The 18,876-nt window shown below is 63.1% G+C and carries 24 protein-coding genes and 1 tRNA gene; 8 read left to right on the top strand and 17 right to left on the bottom strand.

Features of this window, described 5'->3' with window-relative positions:
- Positions 1-71 precede the first annotated feature (71 nt).
- Positions 72-1,097: an L-threonine 3-dehydrogenase gene (gene tdh / locus CCA01S_RS13925; protein ID WP_066459545.1), complete on the bottom strand. Its 1,026-nt coding sequence runs from the start codon at positions 1,095-1,097 to the stop codon at positions 72-74.
- A 99-nt stretch (positions 1,098-1,196) separates the two neighbouring features.
- The gene (locus CCA01S_RS13920; protein WP_066459542.1) at positions 1,197-2,399 is read right to left on the bottom strand and encodes a glycine C-acetyltransferase; all 1,203 of its coding nucleotides are present in this window, start codon (positions 2,397-2,399) and stop codon (positions 1,197-1,199) included.
- 240 nt (positions 2,400-2,639) lie between these two features.
- Between CCA01S_RS13920 and CCA01S_RS13915 the strand changes: the two genes are divergently transcribed.
- The gene (locus CCA01S_RS13915; protein WP_066459540.1) at positions 2,640-5,240 is read left to right on the top strand and encodes an EAL domain-containing protein; all 2,601 of its coding nucleotides are present in this window, start codon (positions 2,640-2,642) and stop codon (positions 5,238-5,240) included.
- 85 nt (positions 5,241-5,325) lie between these two features.
- Positions 5,326-6,519, top strand: coding sequence for an MFS transporter (locus tag CCA01S_RS13910; RefSeq protein ID WP_066459538.1), 1,194 nt, complete (start codon positions 5,326-5,328; stop codon positions 6,517-6,519).
- Here the strand turns inward: CCA01S_RS13910 and CCA01S_RS13905 are convergent.
- The 6 genes from CCA01S_RS13905 to hemA form a co-directional block, all read right to left on the bottom strand.
- Complete coding sequence (locus tag CCA01S_RS13905; protein WP_084386788.1) at positions 6,509-7,720, bottom strand: HD-GYP domain-containing protein; 1,212 nt, start codon at positions 7,718-7,720, stop codon at positions 6,509-6,511. The two genes, CCA01S_RS13910 and CCA01S_RS13905, sit on opposite strands and share 11 nt — an antisense overlap.
- A gap of 33 nt (positions 7,721-7,753) precedes the next feature.
- Positions 7,754-8,350 carry a UbiX family flavin prenyltransferase gene (locus CCA01S_RS13900; RefSeq protein ID WP_066459533.1) on the bottom strand — a complete coding sequence of 199 codons (597 nt, stop codon included), beginning with the start codon at positions 8,348-8,350 and terminating at the stop codon, positions 7,754-7,756.
- A complete protein-coding gene (gene grxD / locus CCA01S_RS13895) occupies positions 8,350-8,691 on the bottom strand; it encodes a Grx4 family monothiol glutaredoxin (protein WP_066459531.1) in 342 nt (113 codons plus the stop codon). The genes CCA01S_RS13900 and grxD overlap by 1 nt, the downstream gene beginning before the upstream one ends.
- 18 nt (positions 8,692-8,709) lie before the next feature.
- Complete coding sequence (prmC, locus tag CCA01S_RS13890) at positions 8,710-9,528, bottom strand: peptide chain release factor N(5)-glutamine methyltransferase (RefSeq protein ID WP_066459529.1); 819 nt, start codon at positions 9,526-9,528, stop codon at positions 8,710-8,712.
- A gap of 6 nt (positions 9,529-9,534) precedes the next feature.
- Entirely contained in the window at positions 9,535-10,614 is a 1,080-nt protein-coding gene (gene prfA, locus CCA01S_RS13885) for a peptide chain release factor 1 (protein ID WP_066459527.1), read from the bottom strand.
- Positions 10,615-10,704: 90 nt separating this feature from the next.
- Positions 10,705-11,982 (bottom strand): glutamyl-tRNA reductase, encoded by a 1,278-nt coding sequence (gene hemA, locus CCA01S_RS13880; RefSeq protein WP_066459525.1) that lies wholly within the window; start codon positions 11,980-11,982, stop codon positions 10,705-10,707.
- 122 nt (positions 11,983-12,104) lie between these two features.
- On the opposite strand from hemA, the gene CCA01S_RS13875 reads away from it, so the two are divergent.
- Both CCA01S_RS13875 and CCA01S_RS13870 read left to right on the top strand, forming a co-directional pair.
- A tRNA-Phe gene (locus CCA01S_RS13875) sits at positions 12,105-12,180 on the top strand.
- Positions 12,181-12,433: 253 nt separating this feature from the next.
- Positions 12,434-12,694, top strand: a complete 261-nt coding sequence (locus CCA01S_RS13870) for a hypothetical protein (protein WP_066459522.1) — start codon at positions 12,434-12,436, stop codon at positions 12,692-12,694.
- A 166-nt stretch (positions 12,695-12,860) separates the two neighbouring features.
- Here the strand turns inward: CCA01S_RS13870 and CCA01S_RS13865 are convergent, their stop codons facing one another.
- The 8 genes from CCA01S_RS13865 to CCA01S_RS13830 form a co-directional block, all read right to left on the bottom strand.
- On the bottom strand, positions 12,861-13,415 hold the full coding sequence (locus CCA01S_RS13865; RefSeq protein WP_066459520.1) for a hypothetical protein: 555 nt from the start codon (positions 13,413-13,415) through the stop codon (positions 12,861-12,863).
- 210 nt (positions 13,416-13,625) lie between these two features.
- A complete protein-coding gene (locus CCA01S_RS13860) occupies positions 13,626-13,919 on the bottom strand; it encodes a HigA family addiction module antitoxin (protein ID WP_066459518.1) in 294 nt (97 codons plus the stop codon).
- Positions 13,919-14,197 (bottom strand): type II toxin-antitoxin system RelE/ParE family toxin, encoded by a 279-nt coding sequence (locus tag CCA01S_RS13855; protein WP_066459516.1) that lies wholly within the window; start codon positions 14,195-14,197, stop codon positions 13,919-13,921. Before CCA01S_RS13855 ends, CCA01S_RS13860 begins: the two co-directional genes overlap by 1 nt.
- Positions 14,198-14,446: 249 nt before the next feature.
- Complete coding sequence (locus CCA01S_RS13850) at positions 14,447-14,755, bottom strand: type II toxin-antitoxin system RelE/ParE family toxin (RefSeq protein WP_066459514.1); 309 nt, start codon at positions 14,753-14,755, stop codon at positions 14,447-14,449.
- Positions 14,752-15,027 carry a YlcI/YnfO family protein gene (locus CCA01S_RS13845; protein ID WP_066459553.1) on the bottom strand — a complete coding sequence of 92 codons (276 nt, stop codon included), beginning with the start codon at positions 15,025-15,027 and terminating at the stop codon, positions 14,752-14,754. The genes CCA01S_RS13850 and CCA01S_RS13845 overlap by 4 nt, the downstream gene beginning before the upstream one ends.
- A gap of 211 nt (positions 15,028-15,238) precedes the next feature.
- Entirely contained in the window at positions 15,239-15,532 is a 294-nt protein-coding gene (locus CCA01S_RS13840; protein ID WP_232305135.1) for a HigA family addiction module antitoxin, read from the bottom strand.
- Between the two features lie 7 nt (positions 15,533-15,539).
- On the bottom strand, positions 15,540-15,914 hold the full coding sequence (locus tag CCA01S_RS13835) for a helix-turn-helix domain-containing protein (RefSeq protein WP_066459509.1): 375 nt from the start codon (positions 15,912-15,914) through the stop codon (positions 15,540-15,542).
- Between the two features lie 3 nt (positions 15,915-15,917).
- Positions 15,918-16,220: a type II toxin-antitoxin system HigB family toxin gene (locus CCA01S_RS13830; protein ID WP_066459508.1), complete on the bottom strand. Its 303-nt coding sequence runs from the start codon at positions 16,218-16,220 to the stop codon at positions 15,918-15,920.
- 43 nt (positions 16,221-16,263) lie between these two features.
- On the opposite strand from CCA01S_RS13830, the gene CCA01S_RS16390 reads away from it, so the two are divergent.
- From CCA01S_RS16390 to rhuM, 3 genes are all read left to right on the top strand, one after another.
- Positions 16,264-16,398: an IS66 family transposase gene (locus tag CCA01S_RS16390; RefSeq protein ID WP_439951511.1), complete on the top strand. Its 135-nt coding sequence runs from the start codon at positions 16,264-16,266 to the stop codon at positions 16,396-16,398.
- Between the two features lie 108 nt (positions 16,399-16,506).
- The gene (locus CCA01S_RS16335) at positions 16,507-16,758 is read left to right on the top strand and encodes a DarT ssDNA thymidine ADP-ribosyltransferase family protein (RefSeq protein WP_198150025.1); all 252 of its coding nucleotides are present in this window, start codon (positions 16,507-16,509) and stop codon (positions 16,756-16,758) included.
- A complete protein-coding gene (gene rhuM / locus CCA01S_RS13825; protein WP_066459506.1) occupies positions 16,695-17,078 on the top strand; it encodes a RhuM family protein in 384 nt (127 codons plus the stop codon). Before CCA01S_RS16335 ends, rhuM begins: the two co-directional genes overlap by 64 nt.
- Before the next feature lie 6 nt (positions 17,079-17,084).
- Here the strand turns inward: rhuM and CCA01S_RS13820 are convergent, their stop codons facing one another.
- On the bottom strand, positions 17,085-17,519 hold the full coding sequence (locus CCA01S_RS13820; RefSeq protein WP_066459504.1) for a hypothetical protein: 435 nt from the start codon (positions 17,517-17,519) through the stop codon (positions 17,085-17,087).
- A 290-nt stretch (positions 17,520-17,809) separates the two neighbouring features.
- Here CCA01S_RS13820 and CCA01S_RS13815 point away from each other — a divergent pair, with 290 nt between their 5' ends.
- Positions 17,810-18,769, top strand: coding sequence for a hypothetical protein (locus tag CCA01S_RS13815; RefSeq protein WP_066459502.1), 960 nt, complete (start codon positions 17,810-17,812; stop codon positions 18,767-18,769).
- The last annotated feature ends 107 nt before the right edge of the window (positions 18,770-18,876 follow it).

Below are 18,876 nucleotides of genomic sequence, written 5' to 3'. Positions count from 1 at the left end.
CCTGTCCTGGAACCCAGGCACAATCGGCACGCCGGTGCGGCTAAAGAACCAGCAGAACCAGCAGCGCCCGCCTACTGCCAGTCAAGCACCACCTTGCCGCTTTGCCCCGACAGCATCGCCTCGAACCCCTGGCGATAGTCCGCCACCGGAAAGCGGTGCGTCAGGATGGGCGACAGGTCGAGCCCGCTTTGCAGCATCGCCACCATCTTGTACCAAGTCTCGAACATCTGTCGGCCATAAATGCCCTTGATTTCGAGCCCCTTGAAAATCACCTGGCTCCAGGCCGCCCCCACGCCATCGGGCAAGATGCCCAGCATGGCGATCTTGCCGCCGTGGTTCATCTGCTCGAGCATCGTTGCAAAGGCGCTGGGCACCCCCGACATTTCCAGCCCCACGTCAAAGCCTTCGGTCATGCCCAGTTCTTTCATGACGTCGCGCAGGTCTTCGCGCACCACGTTGACCGTGCGACTGGCCCCCATGCGGGACGCCAGATCAAGGCGATAGTCGTTGACGTCGGTGATCACCACGTTGCGCGCGCCCACGTGGCGTGCAATGGCGGCGGCCATGGCGCCGATGGGGCCCGCGCCGGTGATGAGCACGTCTTCGCCCACCAGATCGTAGGCCAGGGCCGTGTGGGTGGCATTACCGTAGGGATCGAAGATGGCGGCGACGTCATCGGACACGTCATCCGGGATGCGGAAGGCGTTGAAGGCCGGAATCACCAGGTAATCGGCAAAGGCGCCGGGGCGGTTGACGCCCACCCCCTGGGTGTTGCGGCACAGGTGGCGGCGCCCTGCCCGGCAGTTGCGGCAGTGCCCGCACGTGATGTGACCTTCGCCCGAGACGCGATCGCCCACCTTGAAGCCCTGGACTTCCTGCCCGACCTCGACGATTTCGCCAACGTATTCGTGGCCCACGTGCATGGGCACGGGAATCGTGCGGGCGGCCCATTCGTCCCATTTCCAGATATGAATATCCGTGCCGCAAATGGCGGTCTTGCGAATGCGGATGAGCACGTCGTTATGCCCAATGGTGGGCTTGGGGACGTCCACCAGTTCCAGCCCCACAGCGGGCTGCATCTTGGCCAAGGCTCTCATGAGAACTCCGGTATGAAATGATCAGTGTTGACAATGGCGCCTGCCCGCCTGCGCTGCGCGGCCAGGCGCAGCGCAACGGCGAAACAGCGCGAGCCGGGCTTAAGCGATGACGCCCAAATCGCGCCCCACCTGCGCGAAGGCGGCCACCGCGCGGTCGATGTCGGCCGACGTGTGTGCCGCGGACATCTGCGTGCGGATGCGGGCCTGGCCCTTGGGCACCACAGGATAGGAGAAGCCGATGACGTAGATGCCCTGTGCGAGCAGGGCCTCGGCCATGCGCCCGGCCAGCGCGGCCTCGCCCAGCATGACGGGGATGATGGGATGCTGACCCGGCACCAGACGAAAGCCCAGGGCCTGCATGGCCTGGCGGAAGTGTTCGCCATTTGCGCGCACCCGGGCGCGTAGTTCGGCCCCTTCTTCGCTTTGCAGCAGCGCAAGCACACGCCGCGAGGCCGCAACGATGGCCGGGGCCAGGGTGTTGGAGAACAGATAGGGACGCGAGCGCTGGCGCAGCAGATCGACCACCGCGGCGTCCGCCGCCACGTAGCCGCCCGAGGCCCCGCCCAGCGCCTTGCCCAGCGTGCCCGTGAGGATATGTACCCGGCCCTGCACGCCGCAGAATTCGGGCGTGCCGCGCCCACCCGCGCCGATGAAGCCCACGGCGTGCGAATCGTCCACCATCACCAGGGCGCCGAACTCGTCGGCCAGGTCGCAGATGGCGGACAGGTTGGCGATGATGCCGTCCATGGAAAACACGCCGTCGGTGGCGATCATGATGTGACGCGCACCGCCCGCGCGGGCGGCCTGCAGCTGGGCGCGCAGGTCGGCCATGTCGTTGTTGGCGTAGCGGAAACGGCGCGCCTTGCACAGGCGCACGCCGTCGATGATGCTGGCGTGGTTGAGCGCGTCGCTGACGATGGCATCCTGCTCGTCGAGCAGCGCTTCGAACAGGCCGCCATTGGCGTCAAAACAGCTGGAATACAGAATGGCGTCGCCCATGCCCAGCCAGCTGGCCAGCTCGGATTCGAGCGCCTTGTGGCCCGACTGCGTGCCGCAGATGAAGCGCACCGACGCCATGCCGAAGCCATCGGCGGCCAGCCCGTCTTGCGCCGCCTGGATGAGCCTGGGTTCGTTGGCCAGCCCCAGGTAATTGTTGGCGCAGAAGTTGAGCACCGATGCGCCGCTGGCCAGGCGGATTTGCGCGGCCTGCTGGCTGTCGATGACCCGCTCGGCCTTGTAAAAACCATCGGTGCGCAACTGATCGAGCCGCGCCTGGATGTCTGTGAGAAACGCCTGGGACATGATTCACCTTTTGGGAGAACGGAGACTTCACCGGATTGTACGCCGCGTGCCGCGCCCCCCCACAATTCGCAAAACTGTTGACATTCCGCCATGCTGTGTGATCCATTGGCGGGCATGCACAGCCCGTATGATGGCGTCAGGAGTCTCCGATTCATACGCCGCCTGCGGCCATTCGCCACCCTCAGCCAGACAGGGCGTGCTCCGCAAGCCGGCACGCTCTCACTCAGGTCAACCCCATTTATGCGCCTGCCCTTCCGTGTGGTTCTCGCGGTTTTACAGCTAGCCCTGACCCTCGGTCTGGCCCTGTTTGCTGCCCAGGCCCAGGCGCTCACGCTCAGGGTCGGCATCTACGACCAACGCCCCGACGTCTACATCAATGCCCAGGGTCAGCCTGCGGGCATCCTGGGCGAGCTACTGAACGAAATCGCCCGGCGCGAGGGCTGGAGCCTGCAAACCCAGGCGTGCAACTGGGAACAGTGCATGCAATTGCTGGGCAGCCACAAGATCGACCTGCTGCCCGACGTGTACTACACCCCAGAACGCGCCAAGATCTATAACTTTCATCACGTGCCCGCCCTGCACAGCTGGTCGCAGATTTTCGCCCCGGCCACCCGCCAGCTGCGCTCCATCACCGACCTCGATGGGCAGACCGTGGCCGTGCTGGCGGGCTCCGCTCAGCAAGACTACCTGAACACCACCCTGGCGGCCCTGAAAATCAAGACGCGGCTCGTGCCGGTGCAAAAGCTCGAAGACGGCTTCCAGATGGTCGATCTGCGCCAGGCCGACGCCGTGGCGGCCGACTTCTACATCGGCGAACTGACGGCCAAGGTCTACGGGCTGGTGGCCACGTCCATCATTTTCCAGCCCACCCAGGCCTTTTTCGCCACGCCCAAGGGGGCCAACCCGGCGGTGCTGGCCGCCATCGACCGCTATCTGGGGGTCTGGCAGGCCGAACCCAACTCGTTCTATTTCCGCACGCTCGATCACTGGCGCTCGCCGCAGCCGCGCTCCACGCTGGGCCAGCACGCCCTGTGGATCATCGCCGGCCTCACGGGCCTGCTGGCGCTGGCGCTGCTCATCACGCTGTGGCTGCGCGCCCAGGTACGCCACCAGCGCCAGCGGCTGCGCACCAGCGAGCAGCAGCTGAACATCATCCTCGACAGCATCGACGCAGTGGTCAGCATCAAAGACCGCTCGCGCCGATACCTGTTTGCCAACCACACGCTCGAAGCCTTCCTGGGGGCCGGGCCGGGCGCCGTCATCGGCAAGCGGGACGCCGACTTCATCCACGACCCCGCCTCGCTGGCGTCCATCGAACAAGGCGACCGCGCCGTGTTCGACACCCAGGCCCGCAGCGTCACCGAGCAGGTCATCCTGCGCCCGCACGACCAGAAGCCGCGCACGCTGTTCACCATCAAGGCCCCGTTGCTCGGCGCCAAAGGAGAAGTCAACGCCATCTGCGTGGTGGCCACCGACATCACCGACCGCATCCAGGCAGAGCAGACCGCTCAGCGGCTCACCTATTACGACAGCCTCACCAACCTGCCCAACCGGCGCATGGCCCTCGAACGCCTGGCCCAGTTGATGCAGCGGGTCGCGGGCGACAAAAGCTATGGCGCACTGCTGCAGGTGAACCTGGACGGTTTCAAGCGCATCAACGACACCCACGGCTACCGCTTCGGCGACCAGGTACTCCGCGGCATCGGCGAGCGCCTGGTGCGCCTGACGCGCGAGCACGACCTCGTCGCCCACAGCAGTTCGGACGAGTTCGTCGTGCTGCTCAGCGGCTTGGGCACCGAACAACACGACGCCGCCCGCACAGCCATGCACGTGGCCGAAAAACTGCGGCTCGCCATCTGCGGCAGCGCTCTGTCCATCCAGGACGATACCCCCGCTTTCGTCACCACCAGCGTCGGCCTCACCCTCATCAACGCCGACAGCCCCTCGACCGACGCCATCATGCGCGAAGCCGAACTGGCCACGCAGCGCGCCAAAGAACAGGGCGGCAACCAATCCACCTTCTACGAACAAGAGCTGCAGGCCGAGGTCGAGCAGCGCCTGTGGCTCGAACAAGACCTGCTGCAAGCCATCAACACGCCGCAGCTGTCCCTGCACATCCAGCCGCAGTTCGGCCGGGATGGGCGCGTCACGGGCGGCGAACTGCTGGCCCGCTGGCGCCACCCCAGCCACGGGCTCATCTCGCCCGCGCTGTTCATCCCCGTGGCCGAAGAATCCGGCCTCATCAACCTGCTGAGCACCTGGACGCTCGACGTCGCCTGCGACACCCTGCTGTCCTTGCAGGCGCTGGGGGAAATCTACCCGCTGTCGGTCAACATCAGCCCCAAGCGCCTGATGGAGGCCCAGTTCGTCGAATACGTGCGCGACATGCTCGAACGCAAGGGCGTGCCCGGCAACCGGCTCATCTTCGAGGTCACCGAAGGGGTGCTCATCCAGGACATCCAGGCCGTCGCCCAGCGCATGCAGGCCCTCGCGCGCCTGGGCATCCGTTTTTCCATCGACGATTTCGGCACGGGCTACTCGAACCTGGCCTATCTCAAGCGCCTGCCGCTGTATGAGCTGAAAATCGACAAAAGCCTCATCCAGGACGTGCCCGACGACGCCGACAGCATCGCCATCGTGCAGCTCATCCTCGCCATGGCCGACCAGCTCAATTTGCGCGTGGTGGCCGAAGGCGTGGAAACCGAAGAGCAATCGCGCTTTCTTTTCGTGCACGACTGCCATGCGCTGCAGGGCTTCTTGCTGGCGCGCCCCATGCCGATCCCCGACTGGCTGGCCATCGTGCACGAACGCCAGACGCACAGCCGACGCAGCAGCGCCTGAGCGCCCCTCCACGGGGCTGGGGCCGGGGCCGCATCCGACGCACGCCATGCGACAATGACCGATTCGTTGTCATCCGCCGACACGCGTGTCCGTTCCTTCATCCGACTTCAGCCTGCGCGAGATCGCGCTTCCCGCCTTTGGCCCCTCGCTGCTCTTTGGCATGGGCGAAGGCGCCATGTTTCCCGTACTGGCGCTCAGCGCGCGCGACCTGGGGGCCAGTTCGGCCATGGCCGGCCTCATCGTGGCGCTGGTGGGCATCGGCTCGCTGGTGGCCAACCTGCCCGCCGCCGCGCTGGCCACCCGCTACGGCGAGCGGCGCGCCATGGTGGGCGCGGCGGCCTTCAGCCTGCTGGCCCTGGTGCTGTGCCTCACGGCCACCAGCCCCTGGTTGCTCGGCCTGGGCGTCTTCATGATCGGGCTGGCGAGCGCCGTCTTCCTGCTGGCCCGGCAGACCTTCCTGGTGGAAGCCGTCCCTCTGCAGATGCGGGCACGCGCCATGTCCACCCTGGGCGGCACCATGCGCATCGGCCTGTTCATCGGGCCGTTTGCCGCCGCCGGCTTCATCCACCTGATGGGCTTGTCGGGGGCCTACTGGATGGCGGTGCTGGCCATGCTGGGCGCGGGCGGCCTGTCGCTCGTCATCCCCGATCTCGAAACGCGCGCCACCACTGGCGCCGCCGCGCCTGCGCGCATCCACATGCGTACGCTGATGCGCCAGCACGCCCGCGCTTTCCTCACCTTGGGCACCGCCACCGCCCTGGTATCCGCGCTGCGCGCCTGCCGCCAGATCGTCATCCCACTGTGGGCCGATCACATCGGTCTGGACGCCGCCACCACCGCGCTGATCTACGGCCTCATGGGGGGCATGGACATGCTGCTGTTCTACCCGGCGGGCAAGATCATGGACACTCGCGGGCGCCTGTGGGTCACCCTGCCCTCGATGCTCATCATGGGCACGAGCCTGCTCGCCATGCCCTGGATGGCAACGGGCTTCGCCAGCCTGCTCGCGCTGTGCCTGGTGCTAGGCCTGGGCAATGGCATCGGCTCGGGCATCATCATGACCATCGGGGCCGACGCCTCGCCGCGCGAGGGGCGCACGGTCTTTCTGGGCATCTGGCGCCAGATCACCGACCTGGGCAGCAGCGGCGGCCCCTTGCTGCTGTCGGGGCTGACCGCCGTGGCCTCGCTGGCCGTCGGCATCATGACCATCGGCAGCCTGGGCCTGCTGGCCGCCTGGATGTTCTGGCGCTGGCTGCCGCGCAAAGCGGTCAGTCGATGATGGACGGCACCGGCAGGCCCGACTGCGCCCAGTCCATGGCCACCCGCACCGGCAGCACGGCGCTGCCGCAATCCGGGTCGGCCAGATTGACCCGCCGCTCGGGCACGGCGTGCGCCCAGCGGATGGAATAGAACACCTTGACGACGGGCTGTTCGGGGGTGTCGGGGTTTTGCGCCACGACCAGGCCCAGTTCGCTGTTGGTGAGGCTGATGATGGAGCCCACCGGATAGCGTCCCACCGTGCGCACGAAAGCACCCAGCACGTCCATGTCGAACTGACCCTCGGATTTCAGCATCTTGAAGAGCGTGAAAGCCGGATCCCAGCCTTTGCGAAACGGGCGGCTGGACGTCATCTCGTCGTAGAAATTGCAGATGGCCGCCATCCGCGACAGCAGGCCGATCTGCTTGCCCGACAGCTGGTCGGGAAAGCCAGTGCCATCCATGCGTTCGTGGTGGTGCAGGCAGACCTCGATGACCTCGGCGGGCACGCTGGCGTCCTGCCGCAGCATGGCGGCGCCCGCGGCCGGGTGCTTGCGCTGGATTTCCTGGGGCGCCTGGATCTGGCGCCCGCCCACCTTGCCGGACATCTCGTCGGGGTCGTGCACCTTGCCGATATCGTGCAGCAGCCCGGCCATCCCGGCCAGGTGCACGTGCTCGTCCGACAAACGCATGGTGCGCGCCAGCGAGGTCATGAGGGCAGCCACCGCCACCGAATGCGCGTACAGGTATTGGTCGGCCTTCTTGATACGCGCCAGGCTGGTGAGGGCATCCGGATGCCCTTCGATGGAATCGGCCATGTCCTGTACCAGCCCCTGCACATGGCTCATGTCGATCTTGCTGCCCAGATCGGCCTCGGAGAACAGCTGCTTCACCTGCTCGCGCGACTCATCGAGAATCTCTTTGGCGTCCTCGAACGCCTGCTGCTCGGCCTGCGCGGGCGGCGCGGCGACGGTGCCCGCGCCGCCCGGCGCGGCCGGTTGACCCGGCGATGGCTGAGCCGTCTCGGCCTGCTGCCCGACATCCAGGCCCCGCTGGGTGTCGATCAAGACCCATTCGAGCCGCGACCCCTGCAGCTTGCGCAGCTTGCGTTCGGTGGAAATCAGAAAGCGGGAGCGCCAGAACGAGTGATCCAGAAAGGAACCTCCCAGATCCTGGATATACATGCCGACGCATAACTGGGAAACAGGGACTTTCTTGATCATGGGCGCAATGGGTGAGGAATCGGGGCCGCCGGATCAGATGGCGGCGGGCGGATGGGACGTGGCGGGAGCGATGCCCTCCCAACGCGGCCCCGGCACGTGAATGTCGAAGAGTTCGAGCACGCGGCATACCGTATGATCGACCATCTCGTCAATGGAGGCGGGCCGCATGTAGAACGCCGGCAAAGGCGGAAAAATGACGCCACCCATTTCGGTGACGGCCGTCATGTTGCGCAGATGGGCGAGGTTGAACGGGGTTTCGCGCACCACCATCACCAGACGCCGGCGTTCTTTGAGCGTGACGTCGGCGGCCCGCGTGATGAGGTTGTCGGACAGGCCGTGGGCCACGGCGGCCAGGGTGCGCATGGAACACGGCACCACCACCATGCCGGTGGTGGCAAAGCTGCCGCTGGCCAAGGTGGCGCCGACGTCGCGCGGGCTGTAGACCTGATCGGCCAGCGCATGCACGTCTTGCCGACTGAGCCCGAGTTCGTGGCGGATGTTGAGCACGCCGGACGGGGAAATGACCAGATGGGTCTCGACCGCCTGGGTGCGGGCCAACTGCAGCAGGCGAATGGCGTATTGCGCGCCCGTCGCCCCGCTGATGCCGACCACCAGCCGGCGCGGCGGCATTACTCGATGGCCCCGGCGTCTTTGAGCAGGGGGGCCAGCTCGCCGTTGGCGTGCATCTCGTTGATGATGTCGGTGCCGCCGACGAATTCGCCCTTGACGTAGAGCTGCGGGATGGTGGGCCAGTTGGCGTAGTCTTTGACGCCCTGGCGCACTTCGGCGTCTTCGAGCACGTTGACCGTGACGAGCTTGGTCACGCCCACTTCCTTGAGCACCTGGATGGCGCGCGCCGAGAACCCGCACTGGGGAAACTGGGCCGTGCCTTTCATGAACAGGACGACCGGATGACCGGTGACCGTTTCGCGGATGAAATTCTGGACTTCGGATTGAACTGCTTCGCTCATGATGATCTCATTGAAAAATCAGGCCGGCAGGCGGCCCCAAGTAACCCGCTCGATGCCGGCCAGATCCTGGACGCTGGCGACATCGACGAAACCCGACGACTGGAACAAGCCGCGCACCGCGGCGGCCTGATCCCAGCCATGTTCGACACACAACGCCCCCCCGGCGGCAAGATGAGCGGGCGCCCCGTGCACGATGATGCGCAAGGCGGCCAGGCCATCGGCCCCGTCGGTGAGCGCCACCGAGGGTTCGAAGCGCAGATCGCCCTGAACCAGGTGGGCATCCCGCGCATCGATGTACGGCGGATTGGACACGATCAAATCACACGTGCCCAAACTCAACCCAGTATCGTACCAATTCCCCAAGGAAAACAATAGCTTTGCCCCCAAAGCCCGTGCGTTCATTTGCGCCACGGCCAGCGCCGCCGCGCTCACGTCGGTGGCCAGCACCTGGGCATCCGGGCGTTCGAGCGCCAGGGTCAGCGCCACGATACCGCTGCCCGTACCCAGTTCGAGCACGCGCGGCGCGGACAGCGACGCAATGGCGCCCAGGCCGCATTCGACCAGCACTTCAGTGTCGGGCCGCGGCACGAGCACCGCCGGTGTGACGTGAAAATCACGCCCCCAGAACTCGCGGTGTCCCACGATGTACGCAATGGGCTCACCCGCCAGGCGACGCGATTCGAGCGCGCGGTAGGCCGCCAGCTGTCCTGCGGTCAAGGGGTCGGTATCGTGCGCAATCAGCCAGGCGCGCGACACCCCCAGCACCTGGCGCCACAGCACATGGGCTTCGAGCCGCGGCAAGGGGCTGGCCGCCAGGACGTCGCGCAAGGTGGACACGGGGGCCTATTCCAGCGCCAGGGCCGCCAGCTGCTCGGCCTGATGTTCGGAGAGCAACGCATTGGTGATTTCGTCAAGATCACCGTCCATCACCTGGGCCAGCTTGTAGAGCGTGAGGTTGATACGATGATCCGTCACCCGCCCCTGCGGAAAGTTGTAGGTGCGGATGCGTTCGGAGCGGTCGCCCGAGCCCACGAGGCTTTTGCGCTGGGCGGCCTCTTTGGCGTGGGCCTCTTGCTGCTGCCGGTCTTTCAGGCGCGCCGCCAGCACCTGCAAGGCCTTGTCTTTGTTGCGGTGCTGCGAGCGGTCGTCCTGGCACTCGACCACCAGCCCCGTGGGCAGGTGGGTGATGCGCACCGCCGAATCGGTCTTGTTGATGTGCTGGCCGCCCGCGCCGCTGGCGCGAAACGTGTCGATGCGCAAGTCGTTGGGATTGATCTGCACGGCGGCCTGGGCATCGGCCTCGGGCATGATGGCCACGGTGCACGCTGACGTATGCACGCGCCCCTGGGATTCGGTTTCGGGCACGCGCTGCACCCGGTGCGCGCCCGACTCGAACTTCAGGCGGCCATAGACGCCATCGCCCTCGATGTGGGCAATGACCTCTTTATAGCCGCCCAGTTCGGAGGCGCTTTCGGACATCAGTTCGACGCGCCAGCCGCGCACTTCGGCGTAGCGCGAATACATGCGCAACAAGTCGCCGGCAAACAGGGCGCTCTCGTCGCCCCCCGTGCCCGCGCGGACTTCCAGAAACACGCTGCGGTCGTCATCCGGGTCTTTGGGCAGCAACAGAATCTGCAACTCGGATTCCAGCTGCGCAATGCGCTCGTCGGCGCCCGCCAGTTCCTCTTCGGCCAGGGCCTTCATGTCAGGGTCGGCCAGCATCTCGCGCGCGGTGGCCTGGTCGCCCACGACGCGCTCCCAGGACTCGAACACCCGCACCACGGGCTCGAGTTCGGCGCGCTCGCGCGACAGCTTGCGAAAACGATCCATGTCGCTCGCGCTGTCGGGCTCGGCCAGCATGGCGTCGATCTCGGCCAGACGGTGGCTGAGCTGTTCCAGGCGGCTGCGCATCGAGCTTTTCATGGGGGTTCCGGGGCTTGGGTGAAATCTTGAAAAAAACGGCAGGCGTGCCGGAAGGCAACACGCCCGAAGAAGGCAAACGCGGGAGGGACGCTACCGGCGGCGCGCGCCGGATTCGGGCAAGAGGCGCGGCAGCAGGGACAGCAGCTGCTTGCGCTCGGCCCCTTCGCTGCGGTTGAGCGCCGCCAGCGGCCCGTGCATGTATTTGTGCGTGAGGCTGTAGGCCAGGTGTTCGAGCACGGCGTCGGGGTCGTCGCCGCGCGCCAGCATGCGCCGCGCGCGGTCGAGTTCGGCCTGGCGCAGGGCATCGGCGCTTTGCTGGTAATCGATGATGGCGGGCACGATGGCGCGGTTGCTGAGCCAGTGCATGAAGTGCTGCACGCGCGCCTCGATGATGGCTTCGGCCTGCACCACGGCGGCGCGGCGGGCATCCGTGCCCGACTGCACCATGCGCCCCAGATCGTCTACCGTATATAGATAGACATCGGCCAAGCGCCCGACTTCGGGTTCGATGTCGCGCGGCACGGCCAGATCGACCATCACCATGGGACGGTGGCGGCGCGAGCGCGCAGCCCTTTCCACCATCCCCAGGCCGAGGATGGGCAGGGATGAGGCCGTACAGGAGACGACCACGTCGAATTCGGCCAGGTGTTCGGGCAATGAAGACAGCTTGAGCGTGCGCGCATCAAACTGGGATGCCAGCAGCTCGGCGCGTTCGATGGTGCGGTTGGCCACAGCCACCTGGCGGGGTTGCACCGCGGCGAAGTGGGTGGCACAGAGTTCGATCATTTCGCCCGCGCCGATGAACAGCACGTTGGACGCGGACAGATCGCCCAGCACACGCTCGGCCAAGCGTACCGCGGCCGCAGCCATGGACACGGAGTGCGCGCCAATGGCGGTTTGCGAGCGGACTTCTTTGGCGACCGAAAACGTGCGCTGAAAGAGTTGATGCAGCAGCGTACCCAGCGTGCCCGCCTGTTCGGCGGCACGCACGGCGTTTTTCATCTGCCCGAGGATTTGCGGTTCGCCCAGCACCATGGAATCGAGGCCGCTGGCCACGCGAAAGGCATGGCGCACGGCGTCGTTGCGCTGATACTGGTAGAGGTGCGGCGTGAGCTGCCCGGCTTCGAGGCGGTTGAAATCGGCCAACCAGGCGGGCAGCTGCGTGCTGATGCCAGGATCGGCTGCACAGTAGATTTCGGTGCGATTACAGGTGGACAGGATGGCCGCTTCGCGCACGGACGCGCCGAAGGTAGACCGCAGGGCCGCCAGCGCCGGTTTGAGGAGTTCGATCGGAAACGACACGCGCTCGCGCACCGAGACGGGCGCGGAAACATGGTTTAGGCCGAAAGTCAGGACGTCAACGGACATGCCGCAAGAACACTTTGCACGTGATGATGTTGGCTATTATAGGTCTGCCGCCCCTACTTGGGCCACCTTTGCGTGCAGCCTGCCTGCACACGGCAGAAATATCGTGTATGATTCACCGTCTTGGCCCGGTAGCTCAGTCGGTAGAGCAGAGGATTGAAAATCCTTGTGTCGGTGGTTCGATTCCGCCCCGGGCCACCAGTTGATCTAAATCATTGATTTAACTGGTGTTTCTTCAAAGCTCATTCCCCTAGAAAACCTTCCATGTCCCTCATAGGTACACAGGACAGGTACACATGGGCACCATGGCAACCCCTCAAAAAGACCTCGCCAGCGGTATTTATTACCTACGCCGCCGCATCCCCAAAGCCATACAGCCAATCATCAAACGGGCAGCGACTGGAAAGAATCCCTGCGCACACGAGACTTCACAATCGCCTGTGAACGCTTCGCCGTGGCCTATGCAGAAAGCTGCCAAGCCTTCAAGGCCGCACAGGCTGAACTTGCAGGGGTGCCCGTCCTGATCGCTGACGATGCCCCGAAGCTGGCTGATCGCTGGGCCGCTGATGTCATGGCGCACTGGGCAGAAGACGCTGAGGCCATCAATGAATACTTGGCAATCACCGGGGACACCAAGCGCCCCGCCAGTGAATACCTCCCGGACACCGTAAGGACTGGGGCCAAGCTGTTGACCTGCCGAAGGCGGATGCACTGACCCACCAAGAGGCCAAGGAACGCGCCACCGAAGAGGCCACGAAGACCCGCCGCGAAGAACTGCCCGTACTGTCTGAGGCTTTCGAGCAGTGGAGCAAAGAATATCTTTCGCTGAACCCGAAGAAGGCTGACCAGAAAACCGGGGATACCTTCAAGCCGGTAGTTCCTCACTGGGCTACCAAAGTCTTGAACTCAGGTGATCTCACCGCCTTACCAACCAAATCTTGCACGGCAGGCATAAGCGCCTGGGCCGTCTGATTGCAGGCGGTCTCTCCGTAAAAACTTGTGGTGTAGGGGTAAGACTCCGTCAGGCTCATTGACCTGCCATTGCTCGACTTCAGCGTTAGCCGCATGTCCCAGTGACCTCCTGCCGATGAAAAATCAATAGCGTCAAGATTGCCTGAAATCGCAGTGGCTGCGTCGGGCGCGTAGATCTCAGCCATCTTCATCTCGTCGACCATCGCCTTCTTGATGTAGCTCGCAAACGACTCCCCATCTGGCGTCTTGATCGGGCCGACGCCCCTACACATGATCTCAGCAAGATCCGCCCCTGTTTTCTCATTCTTCGGTGATGATGTGAACTCGCCGACACCTACCTTCTGCCCCTGCAATGACCGCAACGCCACGACGTTATCTGCAGAAATGGCATACCTACTGACCGAATAAGTCGAGCAACCTGCAAGCGCCACAAGGGCCACGGCCCCAACCATCATCTTCACCATATTGATCCCCTCAGTATTGAATTACAGGAACGCGCGACGCCGTTTACGGCAACGCACAACCCACGTCAGGGAAAGATACTACCATTTGTAATTGATATCGACGATTGACAACTCGCCCAAGCTATTGCTGACTCCACAATGCTGGGAACCCTTTCTTTCAGCAGGCTGCCTGGGTGAGGTGGATTGTGGATCTGCATAAAAGGCATCGGATCAGGCTTCGGCCAATTCCAGCCTACTGACGCCAGACAGATCCAAGTGCCGCTGGGCCACCCAGAGGTCATGCGCATCCTGCATCGCCAGCCAGCTTTGGGCACTGCGGCCAAGCGCCTTGGACAGACGCAGGGCCATGTCAGGGGTCACGCGGCTGGTGCCCTTGAGCACCCGACTGACCGTCGATGGCGCAACATCCAGACGCGACGCCAGCGCCCGCGTGCTGACCCCGTAAGGCGCGAGATAAACCTCGGTAATGAACTCGCCAGGATGGGGAGGGTTGTACATGTTCATCAGTGATAATCCTCATAGTCGATGACATACGCATCACCATCGGCAAACTCAAACGTCACGCGCCAGTTCCCGTTGACAGTCACGGCCCAGCGACCCTTTTGGTCGCCCTTGAGCGGATGCAGGCGAAAACCAGGCAGATCCATGTCATCAATCGTGGTCGCCGTATCCAGGGCAGTCAGCTGCATGCGCAAACGCTTGGCATGGCCTGCCTGGATGCCTGCGGCACTACCCGTCTTGAAGAAATGGCGCAGGCCCTTGTGACGAAATGACTTGATCATTCCCATCGTAACCGCACGTTGCGCAACACGCAACGTTTTCTAGAAACTATCCCTACCACCCAACAGTTCCAATCATGCTCATTTCGCATGGAAAACGAGTTGTGATCCAGGGGCCTACTCCACCACCAGTTACATCTAACCCAACGGTTCTCCGTTGGGTTTTTTGTTGTCTGGAGGGCAGGTGGGTTTCCAGAGGTCTGTCAAGCGACACCAGGAATTGGCAGACGGATCTACTTCAAGCAGCGCATCTCAATGGTAGTCTGACTCGCGCTGATGCCGCACGGCCAGTATCGTCACGACGTCGTGGGGCTCGATCTCGAAAAGTGCCACATATCCAGCGGCGCCAAACGAGATCACCAGTTCGCGCAAATAAGGAGCGTGGGCTGATGCCTTGCGGCATGTAAACGGAAACAGCTTCAATAAATCGATCGCCTGGGCAATACGCGCCAAGGCTCGCTCAGCCAACTCCGTGCTGTGCGGGTTTTGCTCTAATAAGAATTCGTACAGCCTCACCAAATCCGCCTCGGCTTCCTCCGTAAAACGAACGGTATAGCTCATGAGCGACTGGTACGCACCTTAGCCGCATCCAACTTGACGTGCAATTTCTCCAACACCACATCGGCGTCGACATAGCGACCAGTCTGCCGGGCTCGTCCGCTCGAGGCCAAGCCACGCGCCAGGAAAGCTTCATTGGCTTTGCGTAGCTCAACCTGACTGCGGACGGCTTGTTCGATGAACTGCGACAGACTTTCCCCGTCGCGCAAGACGTTTTCAGTGTCTTGGCGCAACTGCGGGTCAACCCTGAGCGGTGGAAATGTGGCGGTTTTCATACTGTCCTCGGACTCTTGCATAGCAACTGCAATACAGTGTAAGTCGTTGTCGATCACACCGGCAAGGCTGGTGCGCAACCCACAGGGCCCGGCTGAAAGCGCCACGGTGGTCGTCGAAGGCGTACAAACCGCCAAGGCGGGCGGCCCGCCTGCAACTGGAAAAAAGCACTGGGCAGCCGGTCGTCAGCCGATTGCCCGGTCTCGCATCTGGCTACGCATGCGCATGATGCTGCGCTGCCGTCACATCCAGCACACGCCCGGAATGCTCGGCCTGCCACAAGCCATAATCGGCCTGCATCTGCAACCACATGATGGCTGTCGGGGCGGGAATCCACTTGGCCAACCGCAGTGCAAGCTCTGGCGTCACGCCAGACCGTCCGTTGATGAACCGGGAAAACTGCACGCGCGACACGCCTAGCTGCGCGGCAGCCTCTGTGACGGTGAGATCCAATGCGGGCAGCATATCTTCCTTCAGCAGACTGCCCGGGTGCGGGGGATTGTGCATCCGAAACTCATCCATGCAAAGCAACTGGCTGGATCAAGTTCTCTGCCGGTATCCCAAGGCCCTTATGCAGCCGCCAGATCATCGGCAGGGTCAGCGACCGTTTGCGATTGAGAATCTCGTAGACGCGGTTACGCTGGCCAATCATGGGTTCCAGATCCTTTGCAGTCAGCCCCGCCTGTTCCATACGAAACTTAATAGCCTCGACCGGATCAGGCAGATCCATTGGAAAATTTGTGGCCTCATACGCCTGCACGAGTGTCGTTAACACATCCAGACGGTCTCCATCCGGAGTGCCGATGTCTGGGTCATGTTCCACCAGGCCGGAGATGACCTTCAACGCGGCCTTGTAGTCTACATCAGTACGGATAGGACGGATTTCCATGGTTCACTCCATTTCCACAGTTTCAACATCGACCTTGTCGTATTCAGCGTGCGTGCCGATGAACTTGATATAGACGATACCCAACTTATAGGCGATGGCAACGATGAGCCGATAATCGTTGCCTTTGATGTTGAAGACGACCCGCCGATTCTTGAGCACACTGGCATGGCGATATTGAGCCTTGATATCGGCTGGCTGCAGCCACTTGGCCTGGAGGGCTTCGTCAAACCAAGCCTTGAGCGGCTGCTCTGCACTGGGATGGCTTTCCCAGAACTTTCGCAGGGTGCTGACGGCGATCACTCTCATGGGAGGATAATAGTCCCATTTTGGGATCAATGCAATATTGGGGGTGCTCCGGCTAACGCCTCACGCGCACTTGCTGCCAGTGGCCGGGTGCTGGGCGCACGCACGACGCAAGTTCTACGGCATCCACGCCCAGCGTGCGACAGACCTTACTGACCGGAGGCTTACGACCAAGCCGTAGACGCCTGGCTGCGTGAGCAGGTGGTTCCGGTAGCCCAGGCACTGAAGGATGCCCCTGAGCGGGCGCGGTCCGTAGTGGAAGTCCGAAAGCACTTGGCCGCAAAATATCGTGGCTGACTATCGCGCCAGTCTGAACCCACAGAAAGCCCTGATCTGGCGGATCGTCCACCGGGATAACCTCCCATGGATACTGAAGAACGGACTTTACTGCAGCAGCGATCACCATCAGGCCGCCCCTGACTGGGTAGGGATCGGCAACCTGGAACTGATCGACAAGCGCAGTCGACGCCCTATTCCGTGCCCACCGGGCGGGTACGCGAGTATCTGGTCAAGGGCTTCACCATGGACGACGCCCGCCTAAAGAACTTGGGCGGCGGCAGCTGCTGGAAGGAATTGCTGGATCGCATCCGCGACATACGCTCTAGCGAAAAAGTCCTCTACCGACAGGTTCTGGATCTTTACGCCACCAGTGTGGACTACGATCCCAAAGCCCAGGCCAGTACGCTGTTTTTCAAAACCGTGCAAAATAAGCTGCACTACGCCGCACACGGACAAACAGCTGCCGAGGTCATCGCCCAACGGGCTGACGCGGGCGTTACCCCTAAACCGTTCCATCGACACCAACTACTTTTGAAAAAGCTCAATTTCCATGCAGGCTTACGTCCCTTGCTGCTTATCTGACTCAGGTCAATGCTCGACAGGCCCATCCTGTTGCTGATCCGGCAGGACAACCGCGCATCGGTGATCAACTGAAGCCAAGGCAAACCTGAAAAAGGTGCTCGCCAACGACCGGACATTTGTCAAGGCCAGCATCCCTTGATCAATCTGCTTGAAATAAATGAACGCGCCCATGTGTTCAGGACAGTCTACGGAGCCATGATAAAAATCGCTATCCCGATAGCGAAGCACGATGGGCGCCTGAAACGTGCGCGGGGCCCCTGCTCCACCAGCGTCGAAAATCGCATTGAGCACAGGCACCAGGAATTCCAGCTGGCCGGGGTCGGACGCATCGACGAAGCCAGGCGAACTGGCCAAATCAAAAAACTGATGCCACACAAGGCTGAAATCCGTGGCTTCCTGCATCGCGGATTTCAGGGCGTCAAGTTCGGTCTGATCGTTCATCTCGGATGGCCTCCTGGACACGCATTGTGCGCTGACGGGCCAGCTTACACATGAACCCGCCTGGGTGCGTGGTCAACGTGATGCAAATGTCACGCGCATATGCCATGCACACGATTTTTGAGACTGCCCACCATTGGCGGCAGGCACGCAGCGGACGAGGGCCGAATATTGACAAGGAATCACGACGGGAACAAACTTTCTTGAAGGTTCAAGCATGCGGTCAGACTGCGCGGACTGCCTGTCAACAAGCCGCAATCCAAATTACATCGGTGTACTCACCAGGAGATGACATGGCTGGCGGCAATGACGACGCACTGCGTCTCGACGCGCGGCACGCGCTCTCGACCCGTCGGGCCGCGCTGATGCGCATGGGCGCCATCGGTTTGGCTGCCGTATTTGTCGGGCGCGGCGTGCGGGCAGCCGAAACGCACCCGGGCGACCCAAACACGGGCTACCACAAGCTGGCAGTGACCGCCAAAGACTACGCATTCGAGCTGCCTCGTCGGGTTCCCGCCGGGTACACAGAAATCACGCTGCGCAACGAGGGCGCCGAAGAGCACCACGCGATGTTCATGCGGCTGAACACGGGGACAACGACGGCCGACTTCATGCGCGCCGCAAAGCAGCAGGATATTGCCGCGCTGTTTGCCATGTCGTCTTCAATAGGCGGGCCGGGCAGCGTGGATCACGGCCAGGCATCGACCGTCATCATCAACCTGCTCCCTGGCGCATACGTCGTCATCTGCATCGTCCCCGACGCACAGGGCATGCCCCACTACAAGATGGGCATGCTGGCGGCTCTGACAGTCACAGAAGCCGCGCACGCGGAAGACGCCCCCGCGGCCGACCTCACCATCGATCTGGTCGATTTCGCTTTCGATCAGCTGCCGCGCCAAATCCGGGGGGGCCAACACCTCTGGAAGGTTCTGGACACCGGGGCGCAACTGCATGAAATGGTACTCAACCGTCTTGCACCCGGCGTTTCTTTCGAACAGGCCAAGGCCATATTGATGGCGCCGCCCACCAAGCCCACGGCGGCAACCGGCGCGGATGCCAGTTCGGCCACGGCCCATGCCGCGCCATTTACCGCCGTCGCGGGTGTCGCCCCGATGAACCCGGCATCCGTCAACTGGGCCGTGCTGAATCTCGCGAACGGAGACTACTTCGCGGTCTGCTACGTCCCCGATCCCGAGACAGGCAGGCCTCACTTCGACCTCGGCATGATCGCGCCATTTTCAGTCACGTCATAGGCGATGATCAGCGGCCGTCTTTTTTCGTCCCTGCCATGTCGGCCATGGGCCGAAAGACCTAAGACAATCCCGTACGCCGGGTCTTTCGGCCTATGGCTGGGCTGATT

The sequence above is a fragment of the Castellaniella caeni NBRC 101664 genome (assembly GCF_001592225.1).
In the GTDB taxonomy this organism is placed as follows: domain Bacteria; phylum Pseudomonadota; class Gammaproteobacteria; order Burkholderiales; family Burkholderiaceae_B; genus Castellaniella; species Castellaniella caeni.
Note: the sequence above shows the minus strand (reverse complement) of the source record. Positions and strands in the feature narration are given on the sequence as shown.